Origin of the sequence: Bradyrhizobium sp. CB1717 (assembly GCF_029714325.1) — a bacterium.
Classification (GTDB): Bacteria; Pseudomonadota; Alphaproteobacteria; order Rhizobiales; family Xanthobacteraceae; genus Bradyrhizobium.
Genome location: NZ_CP121666.1, coordinates 354,536 through 368,186, shown reverse-complemented (window position 1 = coordinate 368,186; position 13,651 = coordinate 354,536). Strand labels below are relative to the sequence as shown.

Annotated in this window: 10 protein-coding genes; 3 read left to right on the top strand and 7 right to left on the bottom strand. The window is 59.7% G+C overall.

Annotated features, from left to right (window positions below):
- The first annotated feature begins 487 nt into the window (after positions 1-487).
- The gene (locus QA649_RS01705) at positions 488-658 is read left to right on the top strand and encodes a hypothetical protein (protein ID WP_283022687.1); all 171 of its coding nucleotides are present in this window, start codon (positions 488-490) and stop codon (positions 656-658) included.
- Here QA649_RS01705 and QA649_RS01700 read toward each other — a convergent pair.
- From QA649_RS01700 to QA649_RS01685, 4 genes are all read right to left on the bottom strand, one after another.
- Positions 655-924 carry a hypothetical protein gene (locus QA649_RS01700; protein WP_283022686.1) on the bottom strand — a complete coding sequence of 90 codons (270 nt, stop codon included), beginning with the start codon at positions 922-924 and terminating at the stop codon, positions 655-657. The genes QA649_RS01705 and QA649_RS01700 overlap by 4 nt on opposite strands.
- A 160-nt stretch (positions 925-1,084) precedes the next feature.
- Positions 1,085-3,814: an ATP-binding domain-containing protein gene (locus tag QA649_RS01695; RefSeq protein ID WP_283022685.1), complete on the bottom strand. Its 2,730-nt coding sequence runs from the start codon at positions 3,812-3,814 to the stop codon at positions 1,085-1,087.
- A 252-nt stretch (positions 3,815-4,066) separates the two neighbouring features.
- Positions 4,067-4,792, bottom strand: coding sequence for an SOS response-associated peptidase family protein (locus QA649_RS01690; protein ID WP_283026231.1), 726 nt, complete (start codon positions 4,790-4,792; stop codon positions 4,067-4,069).
- A 265-nt stretch (positions 4,793-5,057) separates the two neighbouring features.
- Positions 5,058-6,086: an IS110 family transposase gene (locus tag QA649_RS01685; protein WP_283019331.1), complete on the bottom strand. Its 1,029-nt coding sequence runs from the start codon at positions 6,084-6,086 to the stop codon at positions 5,058-5,060.
- Between the two features lie 101 nt (positions 6,087-6,187).
- On the opposite strand from QA649_RS01685, the gene QA649_RS01680 reads away from it, so the two are divergent.
- On the top strand, positions 6,188-6,313 hold the full coding sequence (locus QA649_RS01680; RefSeq protein ID WP_283022684.1) for a hypothetical protein: 126 nt from the start codon (positions 6,188-6,190) through the stop codon (positions 6,311-6,313).
- A gap of 70 nt (positions 6,314-6,383) precedes the next feature.
- Positions 6,384-7,127, top strand: a complete 744-nt coding sequence (locus QA649_RS01675; protein ID WP_283022683.1) for a hypothetical protein — start codon at positions 6,384-6,386, stop codon at positions 7,125-7,127.
- Between the two features lie 8 nt (positions 7,128-7,135).
- On the opposite strand, the gene QA649_RS01670 is transcribed toward QA649_RS01675, so the two are convergent.
- The 3 genes from QA649_RS01670 to QA649_RS01660 are packed head-to-tail and all read right to left on the bottom strand — an operon-like array spanning position 7,136 to position 13,649.
- On the bottom strand, positions 7,136-9,901 hold the full coding sequence (locus QA649_RS01670; protein ID WP_283022682.1) for an SNF2-related protein: 2,766 nt from the start codon (positions 9,899-9,901) through the stop codon (positions 7,136-7,138).
- On the bottom strand, positions 9,902-10,426 hold the full coding sequence (locus QA649_RS01665; RefSeq protein ID WP_283022681.1) for a hypothetical protein: 525 nt from the start codon (positions 10,424-10,426) through the stop codon (positions 9,902-9,904). It lies immediately after the preceding gene.
- Between the two features lie 13 nt (positions 10,427-10,439).
- The gene (locus QA649_RS01660) at positions 10,440-13,649 is read right to left on the bottom strand and encodes a DUF1156 domain-containing protein (RefSeq protein ID WP_283022680.1); all 3,210 of its coding nucleotides are present in this window, start codon (positions 13,647-13,649) and stop codon (positions 10,440-10,442) included.
- Positions 13,650-13,651 lie beyond the last annotated feature (2 nt).

Sequence of the window (13,651 nt, the reverse complement as noted above, 5' to 3'; positions counted from 1 at the left end):
GGGCCGTCGCTTTTGAACGCGGAAAGGTGCCCGTCTGACACGCCCAGACGGCTGGGGCGGAACTCAGAGCAACGCTAGGATCGCGACCACCGCGAGCAGACCCGTCGCGGTCACGCACCAGCACGACAGTTCAAGCACTCGCATAACCTGCCCTGGTTAGAGGGCCTGCCCTGCCGTCGACGCTATAGCGGGAACTCGGCGGGCGGAACCGCAACTTTTCATGGCCTCATATGTTCACGGCAGGGGCGCAGGATACGCGAGGCGTGCCGATGCCCCTGATGCCGATAGGTGATGTGTTTCTCACGGTGGCGATCATGACCCTTGCCTTCCTCGGCGAGGTCGCAGTGTTCGCTCTTCTCGGAATCTTCTGAGCGCTCCGGACGCGGCTCGCGCGAGAATCGCAGGGATCCGGAGTGCGTAGCGCACCGGATTGCTACGGACATCACTTCGCGGGATTCTTTACGATTTCGGCTTAAATTTCGGCTCGATGGACAGCGACTATGACCCCGAGCGCGAAGCCGAAGCGGCGATGAAGCTGGCCGCGGCAACCGATGGATTGGAGCGGCAACGCTGGATCAGCTTGGCGATGGCGTGGCAGGAAATCGCCCGCATGCGGCAGCCCTCGATGTTCGGCGCCGGCAGCGAAGAGGCCGCCTAGTCGGACTCCGGCGGGCACTCCGGGCAGGTGTCGCCGATGGAATTCAGGACATCGCGAATTTCAGCGGCGGCTTCGTCCGGAGAGAACCCGGTCGGGGGATACTGCGTGGCGATATCGAAGGCGCGCTCGCGGGCATGCGGGTCGGCCCGGTCCTGGGCCCAGCCGTGCTCCTCGCATTCCTTGATGGCGCCGGCCTCCTTCAGCACGCTGATCGCCCAACCACGCTGCGTCCGGATCGCCGGCTGTCTTTCCTTCGTCATCAGCATCGAGATCGCTCCTGCCGGGACGCATCCTACCGCCCGCCTGCTCGTTCCGAGCGCTTAGCACGCAGCAGGGATTCGCAATCGGCAGAGCTGGAGCTGTCCACGTGTTCCACCCGGCTCTGCTGGCTTGGAGTATTCGAGACGCCTTCCCGCGCGCTTCGCTTCAGATGTGCCGCTTTGGCCAATGATCAGCGAACATGCCGTTCAAGCTTTCCAGTTTCATCGGAAGAGCGGGACCCTCTGTTGTGAGGCCGAGATAGTAGGCGGCACGCGTGGCGCCGACGTACAGGTATTTGTCGAAAAGATCGGGCGCCCGCTCGGCGAGCCTGTCCACCCCAACAAAGAATACACCCTCGAACTCGAGTCCTTTGATGTGCTGGACGTCGAAGACCCGAACGTCGTTTTCCTGGCCTACGGACTGACCGCGAACACAAGCTACGGCGTGGAGATTCTTGTCGGCAAGTGCCGCATCGAGGGTTTCCGCAAGCGGTTCCACCTCAGCTTCTTCATTTACCAGCACCGCGATTGATGGCAGCGATCCCGTGAGGTTTTCGATTTCGCCGATACGATCGGCCAGCCAGACGCAAACGGCGCGACGATCGCGCAATCCGTTCGCGAGGACTGGACGCACGCCATCGTTGATTACATGTGCAGGGAGTTGAGTGTCGGGCGAAGTCCCAGAAAGCTGGGCGATACGGTTCGCGAACTCGTTGAGTTCTTTGCTGTGACGGTAACTGATGTTGATGGTCCGGACGTCGATGTCAGGGAAAACCCATTTCAGTTCGTCGATAGAACGACTGCCCCAGCTTGTTACACGTTGATTGAAGTCGCCGCACGCCAGAAATGACCGCGTCACCGGATCGCACAGGTTGGCCATGCATGCCAACTGCAACGGGGAGAAGTCCGTCGCCTCGTCGATCACGATCTGGTTGCGCAAAGCGTCTCGGAATGATTGTAAGGCCGGATGCTTTCCGGCGGCAACCTCGGCAGCAATCGTTCTGTTCGCGAAAAGTCCGTTGGCTGCACGCAACGTCGCGAGCAAAAGGACGTCGGCTTCCAGAGGAGAAAGGTCAGTCGCGGCGAATGGCTCCGAGCGATACCACCGATTTTCAGCCTGCCGTTCGCGACGGAATCGACGGTAGCGCGCCGGAACGCCAGAGATCAGACGCCGCATGGGGTTCGCGAACCGGCGAGCCGACGACTGGACCTGGAGACTTACGCCGATCGAGCGCAACTGGTCTGCGGCGGGCATCTTGCTGCCGAGCCAGTCGATGATCTTCCTGTTGCGGCTCTGTGCCGGGAGCGACCGGCCGACGGCCAAGGCGCGCGAGTGAGCTCGAATTGCCCGCATGTAGGCCTCGAAAGCGGCATTGCGAGCATCGGCCGGCGGCGTGGCGTCTTCATCCTCGTCCCCATCTGCATCGTCGGGCTCATCCGTCGTCTCGGTCATCGTCGCGAGGAACGCGATGAGCTGCGTGAGCAAGGTCGGATCCCGCCTCAATTCAACGGAGAACGCGTTCCTGATTGTGAGATCGGTCTGGGCCTTGATCTTGGCGATCAAGGCGCGGACGTCGTCCGCAGCTTCGCCGATCTCAATGAACTGTGCGGACGATGTATCCCCCGTTCCGTCCAGCGTCCGCGTCAAGCGCTTCCCGACCCGCGATGCCTCGGGATCGCGGTTGTCCGCGAGTATCTTTGCGTGTTGCGTGACCTCTGCCCAGAACGTCTGGATGTGCCAGTTCTCGAAATCCTCGAACCATGCGGTTTGGCGGCCGACGGTCTCCGTCAGCAGAGGGTCGAAAGCGGATTTGAGAACGAAGGTGCCCGACCCGAGGCCAGCGCGCAGAATGCCGAACCTGTTGCGCGCAAGTTCGCGCCGATAGTCGTCCCATGTCTGCAATCGCGCATCGGGCGCCGCGATACCTTCTCGCGCAAATGCCTCCTTGAGATAGAGTTTCAACAATTCCGTGGGAGTGAACATCAGCCAGCTTCCGGTATGACCGGCGGCTCCAGCGAACGAGCGCGCAATAAGCGCCTCTTCCTCCGCTTGCAGAAATTCGCGATCCAGCTTCAGTCCAAGCCTCTTGATCAGCGTGGTGGTCTTGCCGGTGCCGGGCGGCCCCAATATCACCAGCCGGCTGTCCAGCGGCAGGCGGAAGATCTCGTCCTGGTACTGATCGAGCAGGGGTTGATCCCGCAAACCCATCTTGAGGATGGCATTGCGGCGCAGGCCTTCCAGTACGTTGTCGGCTTCCCTGCCTTCGGCCAGAAGCGCATCGAGGATATCGGCGATTTCCGCCGCACCCGTGGACTTCAGAAGCTCGCGGAGAGAAGTAACCGTGATGGGACCATAGTTGGCACCTTGAAGTACAGTATCGTGAGAATCCCACTTCTTGTCTTTGATGTCCGGTTGCAAGACCGCGCGTTCGGCCACCTCGAAATTGCGCATGCCCTTCGACGTGCGCACATCCTGGTCGCCTCCGACGGGCAGCGACGCCATTCGTCCGATCGGTGAGCGATAGCTCGCCATGGTATGGCGGTCGTGGGGGAGCGTCCCGGCGCGCGCAATGAAGTAGACCTTCTCCTCGCCTTCCTCGTCACGGAGGACGAGACGCGCGATCGCAGGCTCCCGTGCGAGCTCGACGAGCTGCTGCCGCTGTTCCGACGTGATGTCGCTCATGTTTTGAACGGCATTGGCCCCGGTCAGCGTGTTGACAACAGCGAATGATTCCGCACCGGAAGCGCGGGCTTCGCCGAGCTTTGCGTTGGCGGCATCGGCGATGTCCGAAAAGAATCCGAGGGTGTCGTCGGCGATGGTCGAGAGTTGTTCTTTTTGGCTAGTTTTCCCGGTCCCCGACCTAACCGCCTTCGTCTTCACCGATGATTGCGCCATTCTCCCCCCGATTGTCGGCGATGGGCCGGCTCCGCCCGACCCGGTCATTTTGCCCGTCCAAGATATCGGCTTTCGGAGCAGAAACCGAACGAAAATTGCGGTTTTGGGCACCTGCTCGCCTTGATTGTGCAGAACTTTCCTTCGGGCGGCCATCAGTGCAGGGTCAGATCGGCCTGCCGAGTTGCAGGCCTTCAAGGGAGTCGTGCTGCAGAGACGAGAGCGAACCGCCGCGACCGTCGCCTCGCCTGCCAGTCACGTCACCAGTCCGGCTGGATCCTCCTTCACACCCCGCGCGACGATCCGGAGCGTCCCGTCCGGAAGGGGCCGCTGTAGCTTCAGGGCTTCCTCGAGGGGCGCGGTCATCCAAGTTTCAACCTCGTCGGGCGTCGTCAGGATCACTGGCATCGCCTTCGGATGGATCGCCCCGACTTCGGCGTTCGGCTCCGTGGTCAGGAATGCGTAGAGGTCGTTCGTCGTCTCGCCTTCCTTGACCTTCCTGACCGAGGTCCAGTTGGTCCAGATGCCGGCGAAGCACGCCAGCGGCCGGGTCTCGTCGAGCGCGAACCAGATGTCGCCGCCTTCGGCCTTGTTGAATTCTGAGAAGCTGTTGAACGGCACCACACAGCGGTTCTCCGGACCCAGCCACCTCGTCCAGTGCTTGGACTTCACGTTGCGGATATTGGTCGTGCCGCCGTCCGGCTCCATCCGCAGCAATTCCTTGAAATCAACCTCCTTGCCCTTGGCTTGCAGCTTCTCGGCCCGCTTTTTCGTCGCGTCCATCAGCGCCTTCGACGACGACGGCATGCCCCAGCGCGCCGGCGCGAGCTCGCGCCCATCCGGTCCTGTCCGGACGATCGGGGCCCGGTAGTCCGGAAACACGCCGGGCATCGGCTCCAGGTTGCCGACGTAGCGGTTGACGACTCGGAACAGCGCGCTGATGGCGGCCTGGTTGGTCGTGATCGAGTACAGATTGCAGATGTGGACGGCCCCCCCGCTTGTCAGGATTTTAGCAGACTTCTGGCCAGATCGCTTGCTATCAGATGTCCGGCCTGTTTGCGCGGACAAAGCCCGCTGGCCAAGATGGTGTTCGCTACGCACGCTCCAAGCACATAGGCGACATTCGTGATGCCAGTGTAATCTACGGAAGCTCGCGCGTATTGACCGATCGGTCCTTCCATCTACTGCGTCCTGCAAGTTCGTGGGTCATCCGGCGAGCAATCTCGGCCGGTACACTGAGTTCAGATCAGATGGGCATGGCGGCTACCGGCCGGTTGTACACGCCACCCGATATCATCAAGCGCCAGGCGATACGGGCGAACTTGTTGGCTAAGGCCACCGCGACTAACTTCGGCGGCTTTCGCTCCAGCAGCGAAGTGAGCCAGGGTGTCGGCTTATGACGGCCCTTTCGAATGTGCCTCAGCAGCGCGGTCGCGCCGACAATCAACGTCGATCGGAGCATTGAATCTCCGGCCTTTGTGATACCGCCATATCGTTGCCGGCCGCCAGTTGAGTGATCCTTGGGGGTCAGTCCGAGCCAAGCCGCGAAGTCGCGGCCTGATCTGAACGTCTCCGGCGGGGGCGCCTTCATGCTTAGCATGGACGACCCAATCGGACCGACGCCAGGAATCGTCGCGATCCGCCTGCTGACATCATCCTCACGATGCCACTTCATCAGCTTGGCTTCGATCTTTGCCAGGCGGGCTTCGACCGCGGCATACTCCTCCGCCTGAAGGCGGAAGAGATCCCGCGCCATTTCCGGTAAGTTGTCATCCTCGAGCACCCGCTTGATAAGTGCCGTGACGTTCTGCCGACCGGCGGGGCCAACGATGCCAAACTCAGCCGCATAACTCCTGAAGGCATTAGAAAGCTGCGACTTCACGCTGACCAGGCGTTCCCGCACGGTCATCAACATGCAGGCCGCTTGCCGTTCTTTTGACTTCACCGGTACAAACCGCATACTCGGCCGGGTGACCGCCTCGCACAGCGCCTCGGCATCGGCCGCGTCGTTCTTGCCGCGCTTTACGTAAGCCTTCACATATTGGGGCGGGATCAGCTTCACTTCATGACCAAACGACTGCAGCAGGCGCGCCCAGTGATGCGAACTGCCGCAGGACTCAATGGCGACGAGGACCGGCGGAAGGCGCTCGAAGTAGCGGATCATCTCGGCTCGCCGAAACTGCCGCCGGACGACTACTGCCTCGTTCTCGTCAACACCGTGAAGCTGGAAGACCGACTTGGAAGTGTCCATACCGATACGAATGGGAAGATTCATCAGACTTTCCTCTCATCTAGCTATGACGCCAGAGCGCCATAGAACCGTGGGGATGAGAGGCCGTCCACACCAGCACAAGGTCCTCAGGTCTCCGGATCCGGATGCCGGGCCCGCTGGGCCAGCTGCTGGACGACCTGTTCGAGACCAACTGGGAGATCTCGCGCGATGCCATCGCCAAGACGATGCGCCGAGATCTGCCCCCGGCGCCGGCGGTCGCAGTTGCCTGAAACCGAAAACCTCACGTTCGCTGCGCTCGACGGCATCGCTTTCGCCGCCGCGCGAAGCCGACTCGGCGACATGCCGGAATACGTCGCCGGCGACCTTGGTCCGCTGATCGAGATGGTCCAGCTTGCACGGACGGGGCTCCTGCCTCCTCCAAGCTCGGCGCCGTGGCTCCGCTTGAACGGGACCGAGACGGTCTTGCGCGCGGCCGGCGGCGGTTCTGAAGGATGGCCGTCTCCGCACGGCAGCGGCTCAGGCTTCTTCCGATGCGACGTGCTGCAGACCGAAGCGGCGAGATGGACCTCGTTCAAACTCGAAGCGCACAAGGCAGCGCTTGCCGCGGGCTTTCCCTCGCAAGCCGTCAGCCGTCTCATGGGCGCGATGGGGGAGATCGCGGACAACGTCCTGGAGCACTCCAACGCCGCTGCAACGGGCTTCGTCGTGTTCAGCGGCCGTCCGGGATCCTTCGAATTCGCAATCGCCGATGACGGTATCGGAGCGCTCGCCAGCCTGCGGTCGAATCCGGAGTACGCCCACCTGACCGACGAGGGCGACGCGCTGCAATGCGCCCTGACCGACGGCGAGTCGCGGTTCGGCAAGGCGGCGCAGCGGGGTACCGGATTCAGCACGCTGTTCCGAAGCCTAGTGAACATGAACGCCTCGCTTCGATTCCGGTCGGGCGATCATGCCCTCAGCATGCAAGGTACGTCGCCTACATTGGTCAATGCTCACGTCGCCAGGAAACCACGCGCATCCGGATTCATGGTCTCGGTGCACTGCGCTATTCGAGAGCCCAATGATGTACCGGGCGCCATCTGAAGGCACGCTCACACGACCTCGACCAACCCGATCAGTTCTGCAGAAAAGCTTCCTCCCTCGTCCAGCAGACCTTTCATCTTGAGTTCGCGCTCTAGCGCAGGCTCCAGAAACTCATGGAACACCTGGGAACGGGTTGAGATGGATAGCGCAGGACAGCCTTGTTCGGTTCTGAAGGTCTCTTCGACCTGCCGCTCAATCGATGGAATACGGGTCCCTGTAATAGCGTCTACTGCGATCGATTGAATCGAGGTCTTACGCTCGTTCTTCGCATTCGACGCTTCGACGACCCACATGGCCAGGAGCGCTGTATTCTCCCGTCCCTTCTTGACGCAGCTACCCACGTTAGCGGGATTCAGGTCGCGCCACTTCGCGAGTTCTGCTTCGACCAAAGGATGATCCAGGCCGACGAGTTCCAGATCTTCGCGATCGGCCGCCTTCGCACGGTCGGTCGTTAAGAAAGAAGTGCGCTTGCCGGCGTTGTCGACTACTTCGTAGAGGTCTTCCTCTTTGCGAACCAGTCGTCGCCCTTGATCTGGTAACGACGCCGCAAGGAAGTCGATCAGCCGCCTGAATCCATCGCTCACGTCTTCGAACGGGCGGTAGTCGTCGAGGCTGAACCCGTCCAAATCCTGGAAGAGATCGAACACGACCTCACGCGCCTCTTCGGCATTGGCCAATGCGATGTCGAGTTCGACCTGAGTACGCCGCAATTCGGGGTCCGACAGCGCTTCATGGTAGAGCTTCTCATAATTGAGACGCTCGGAGAGTTGTCCAAGAATCTGCGCGCGCAAGTCTTCGGCGACATTGCCTTGCTCGTCTAGCTTGCCCAGCGTGCGAGCAATTTCCTTCAGCTTGGCGTCGAGCAGCAGGAAGATGCGCCCCTCGATCGTGTCGGAAAGCACAAGGTTGAAGACCTGAGCTGTGTGGTTCTGCCCATACCGATGGATGCGACCGATGCGCTGTTCGAGATCCATCGGATTCCAAGGCAAGTCGAAATTGAACAGCACCCGTGCGAATTGCAGATTGATTCCTTCGCGACCCGCTGCTGTGCAAACCAGCACGCGCGGTCCATCCTTTTGTTTGAAACGCCTTTCAGCTGCCAGTTTGGCTCCGTGATCTCCCCCGCGAAGAACGACCACTCCCTGACCCGGATAGACCTTCTCGATTTCGCACGCGATCGCGTCGACGGTCCCGAGATACGTCGCGAACACAACGACCTTCTCCGACGAATTGTGGCGCCAAAGCGACCCAAGTCCATCGAGCAACTTTTGCACTTTGGTTTCACGCTTGACCGGGAAAACGGACAGGAGTTCTTTGATCCGGGTCCGCTCCTCCGGCAGAAATATCTTTACCGCGGTCGCGGCGGCATCTTCGGCAGCGGGCGAAGCGACCTCGGACGCGTATTCGTCGGCGAGATCCTCAAGCGCATCCTTGTCGAGAGACTTGACCAGGCGGAATTTGAGATCGGCGAGGACGCGATCCACTTCCGATCGGCCGATCGAATCGTGCGAGATCCCGACGTCGTCGTGGATCAGCGCACGCGCCTCTTCGAATAGCCTCTCGCGTCCGTCGATGTCCAACGCGCGGTCGCAAAGCAGAGCTTCATGGACCGTCAGGGTGAGCAAGCGACGCCGAAGAGTCCGTCGGACCGCCGCGAAACTGGATGCCGCGATCTTCTGGAATATGGCCATCAGGAAACCCAGCCCGCGTCCTTGGTTTCCCTGTCGCTTTGCCAGGTCGAATCCGTCCTCGAGGTAAGTCCGGAGCCCTTCGTAGAACTTCCGTTCATCGTCCTGCATGATGAACGATTCCGTGTGAACCCAACGGCGCGCAAAAAGGGGCGAGCCGTCCGGACGGCACGCGTCGGCCTTCGTCCTGCGGAACACCACGGCGTTTAGCCTATGGCGTTGCGCCACCATCTGATCCGCGCCGTCGAATAGCGTCGGATTCAGCAAGCGGATCAACATCCAGAAGCGGAAATGGTCTCCCTGATGTGGGGTTGCCGAGAGGAGCAGAAGATCACGGGTATGATCCCGCAGCGCCTCGGCGAGTTTGTAATTCTCCGTCTTCCGGACCTTACCTCCGGACCGCATGGCGGTGAGGTGGTGGGCTTCGTCGAAGACGACCAGATCCCATTCGGGCGCTTCGAGCAACTTCTTGATCCGGGACGGTCGCTTCAGCGTATCGACGCTCGCGATCAACCGATCATGCTTGGCGAAGGCGTTCGATCTTTTGTCGGTGACGTCACCTTCGCTTCCGAATACTTCGAAATTTAGATTGAAGACCTCGTTCAGTTCGCGCGCCCAATTGTTCACCAACCCGGCCGGCACGATCATCAAGGCTCGATTTAGTTCGCCGCGGCTGGCGAGCTCCCTCAAGGCCAAGGCCGTTTCGATGGTCTTACCGAGACCCACCTCGTCGGCGATTAAGAACCGCCTCGAAACGCTGCTCGCTATCCGATGGGTAAGAACGACCTGGTGCGGCAACAGGTCGATCTTCGCCGATGTGAGAGCCGGTGCGCTTGCGATGATAGGCAATGCATAGGATTCATAATGGAGCCACGCGTCCCGAAGGCGTGTGGCTTCGCCCGACAGCCCGCCAATCACGGCCTCGGCGCTCCACAATCCGGCGCTGACGGTCTCGATTGAAACACGACGTTCGCCCGTAGCGAAAAAAGCGCGGACGAATCCGTCTACGGGCGCCTCAATAACGACGCCGGCCCCGAATTGGGGATGCGTGATGCGCTGCCCCGGTCCGATCTGCGCTTGTGCCATCTATGCGATCCGGGACAGATGGAGTCCGATCCAAGCCTGCTTTCGATGGCCGCGGTCATCCTGCTCGGAAGCGACGATCTTGCCGGCATCCTTGTGAGCACCGCCAAACAGAGCCCGGGAAATCGAGAACGGCTCCTTTTTGAACGGCGGAGCAAACTCCCAGGAAAACGTATCGTCCAGGTTCACCAACTCGACGCGCTTTTCTCCGGTCGGCATCCAGAAGATCAAGGCGGCATCATCCGAATACTGCCTCTGGAATCTCAGCATCAATGGCTGCACCACCTCATCAAGCCAAGCTTCGGCGTCCGGAGGACTTATCCGATCAAGACATCCTTCGAGGCCTGTGACGACCAAAGCGTTTCCGTTGCTCGTTGGGAGCGTGTCAGGCCAGTTCGTGCAAACACGGAAGAGTTCCCGCATCGAGATTATCTCGGTTGTCGATCCACAGAGAAGACCGAGTGCAGTTGGACTCCAGAGGACCGTGAAACCCCGCCGCCTCCACACCTCATCTTCGATCTGGCGCATCACATCATCCAGTTCAAGCGAACATTTCTATTTGTTTTGCCACGACATCCTGATTCGTGTCGGCCCAAGCGTTGTAAATCGTTCCTGCGCGAACTGCAGCCTGCCTGGTCGCTGCGTCGACTCCGTTCCGGGAAAACCATTCCAACAGGGGCTTGAGCGCCGGATGGGGCTTGAAATTGTCGTTTCGAAGTTGCTCGGCGGCGTTGATTCCTGAACCGTCGTGGCATGCTCCGATGAGAAACCAAGCTTGGTCGTAATCATACGTGAGTGCTTTGCGCTGTCGTCCCTTCCAAAGAAGGGCAAATTCTGGTGGCGAGACCAGACTGAACCGTTTGGACTTCTCGACCGTCCAATTGTTGTCCGCGAACACCTCTGGGGAGACCCCTGTTCCCCTTAGAAATTTCTGCAATTGGTCGCGGTCGACCTCCCTCTTGCCTCGAAAGATGCGCAGTAGTTGCCTGGTCAACGGCTCTGAGTTCGGCGGGGGAAGGTCCGCCGCGACGTCGCTTTCTTCCTCGATCAGCTGATTGATGCCGACGAGCGCTTCAGAGACGGTAAGCGGCCTACCCTCCTCGACGAGAACTTTGCCGTAGTGTTGCGAGAAATACTCAAGCGCTTTCCCTCTCCGGATGACCTGAATGTCGGCCGCAGGTAGGCCTTCCTTGGCGTGGTTGGCCAGCAAGGACTCGATTTGCCTGACGTCCTGCAATACCTCACGGCGCATGCGCGCCCAACTCACCGCAGTCGGTTCGGCGGTGCGCTTACGGCAAACGTGGATGATGTCGTATTCGATCTTCTTCGATCCGAATTCGCCCTCTCCCTTAGTCTCGTCCGACCGTATGGGGAACGTCGCCTCGAGATAGAACCCGGCGTCGAATAGGGACTCCAGGACAGCTACCCACGGCTCGTCTTCGCTATGATGGAACGTGAAGGCCAGAATGCCGCCGGGTTTTAATACCCGAAATGCTTCGCGCCAACAAAGAGTCAGCAAGCGCTGATAGAAGCCATCGGAATCGTTTGGCTCCCGGGCCTTGTTCGCCACCACTTCGAGCGCCTTCGGAGCGAGATCCGGCTCGAAAACTTCTGGATAGCGCTCCTTGAGAACAAGCCGCAACCACACATAGAAGAAGTCCGACAGTTCGGAATAATGGAGTAGCCCCCCGAACGGAGGGTCTGTAATTACCAAGTCTTGAGATTGCGGGCCGACATTCGAAAGGTCGGTCGACGACCTTTGCACTATTTGAGCGCCCGACACGCGGTCGTTGGGTCGGACCTTCTCGCTCTTGCCGTTTAGTTGCTCAGCCAATTTTGGCGACGTGGACTTGAGATTGGCCCCGGTCACAATTTCCCAAGGGCTGGCTGCCCACTCCAGTCCATCCAGTATCCAGTTCTGTAAAGTCGTGAAATTGCCCGCTCCGACTTGAGAGAAAAGGTTACCTTCGAGCATGTTACTCTTCGGATAAAAGTTGTTGTTGGAGAAGTGCGGAATCAGCTTGTCGTATTGAGCCTGATAGATTGCGAACATGCAGTGATAGCGCAGAATCTGGATGTACGATCCGATTACGGCATCAATTGCGTCGCTCGAAAAGCCGCGTTGCTGAGCGGCAGCCAGCGCCTTGAACACCAAGCTATGGACCAAGAGCTGCCGCGGGTTGAACATCGTCCACCAGTGGGTGAAACCGTAGTTCGATCGGATGTCGCTATTGGCGATCGCCGTCATGAATCCGTACGGCACCTCCGACCGCGGCCAGAAAGGCGCCAAATCAGCATCTTTTCTTGCCTCCCACTCCGCCACGGCAGCGGAGTACTGTCGGGCAACAGGCTCGTCAAAAGGGGCAAAGAAACGCCCGCCGTACGGAGCATCATTGGCGGCACGATTTCGGGAAAATCCCTGGATCGCGTACGCCGCTGATTGGCCGCTCTTCCCGGTCGACTTGATAGAGGTCATGACGTCTTGGACGGTGCCGCAAGCTGCGCACGCGAACGCAGATCGCTTGGGAACGGTACCTCCGGCTTTTCCGGTATGGAATTGTCGTTTCGTTTCCGGGCAAACGACGGAGTCGGGCAGGGCACCTCTGGCTTCGAGCAGCTTAGATTTCTTCGCTCTATCGGCATTCCACCGCGCCGTCGAAACTGCGTCGTCCTGCGCTGCGCCGCCGAACGTTTCGCCATCGTCACCGCTTTTGGAGCTTCCCTTCAACCAGTCGGGGTGAACAAGAATGGTCAGCACGACCTTTTTGCTTTTCGCTTTTCCAAGTTTCTTGTTTTCGGACTTTTTGCAATGGGGGCAAATCACTCCGCTCTTCGGGTCCATTACCGCAAACGGCGGTTCTGAAGGCGCAACGTACAATGGTACGTCTGGCGCGATACGTGCTGAATTGGCTTCGATGTCGAAATTGCGTCCGCACTTGCTGCAGGTGTGCTCCCAGCATTTTACGGCGAGGATTTTCTCCGCGACGACGGGACTGCCCATGATCGGCGTACGATGCCCGCAGCCAGTGACTTGGCAGGGCCCGTGCTTGGCCCAAAACGTGTAGACTATCTCCGGGCCGACGTATTCGTATTCAGAACGCTCCGAAATGGCGATCGAAAGAGGGTCGAAGTCGGATTCCATGACTTCTCCGGACGGCTTGTGCGTCCATTGACCTTTCTCGCCATCTGGCCCGTCGCAATGGTAGAACGGGATTATCTGCGGCTTCACCTCGCTTTGAACGTAATCCAGCAGACGCTTGACCTCGTCGGCGTCCACCTTCGCGAACTCCTGCTTCACGACAAACCACGCGACGGGATTCAAATCATTCCCGGACATCTGCATGCCGAGACGAGATCCCTCCACGAGGGTCGTCCCCCCGCCCATAAAGATGTCGGTGACAGCTAGATCTTTGAATGCCCCCTTCTTTTGATGATTGCTGTAGTAATTGTCCCAGACCAACTTGGCGGCATGGGCGGGATCATCCGGCGCTTTTGTGGCCGCGGCTATCAACATCGAGCGGAATACGCTGGATCGGCGGCGAGCCCACCACTTGGACATCTGATATATCGGTTTTCCGGCGTTGCCTTCGACCATCGCAATCTGATTCACCGGCAAGATCGGAAAATCGATCTCGAGGCACGTTTTTGCTCGATTCGGATCGTCGAAGTTCACTGTTTCCAGTGCGACGGCTTTCCCAGCTCCGACTGCTCGCGACACGTCCTGCGCAAGCAATTCCTTTTTCGTAGCCACTG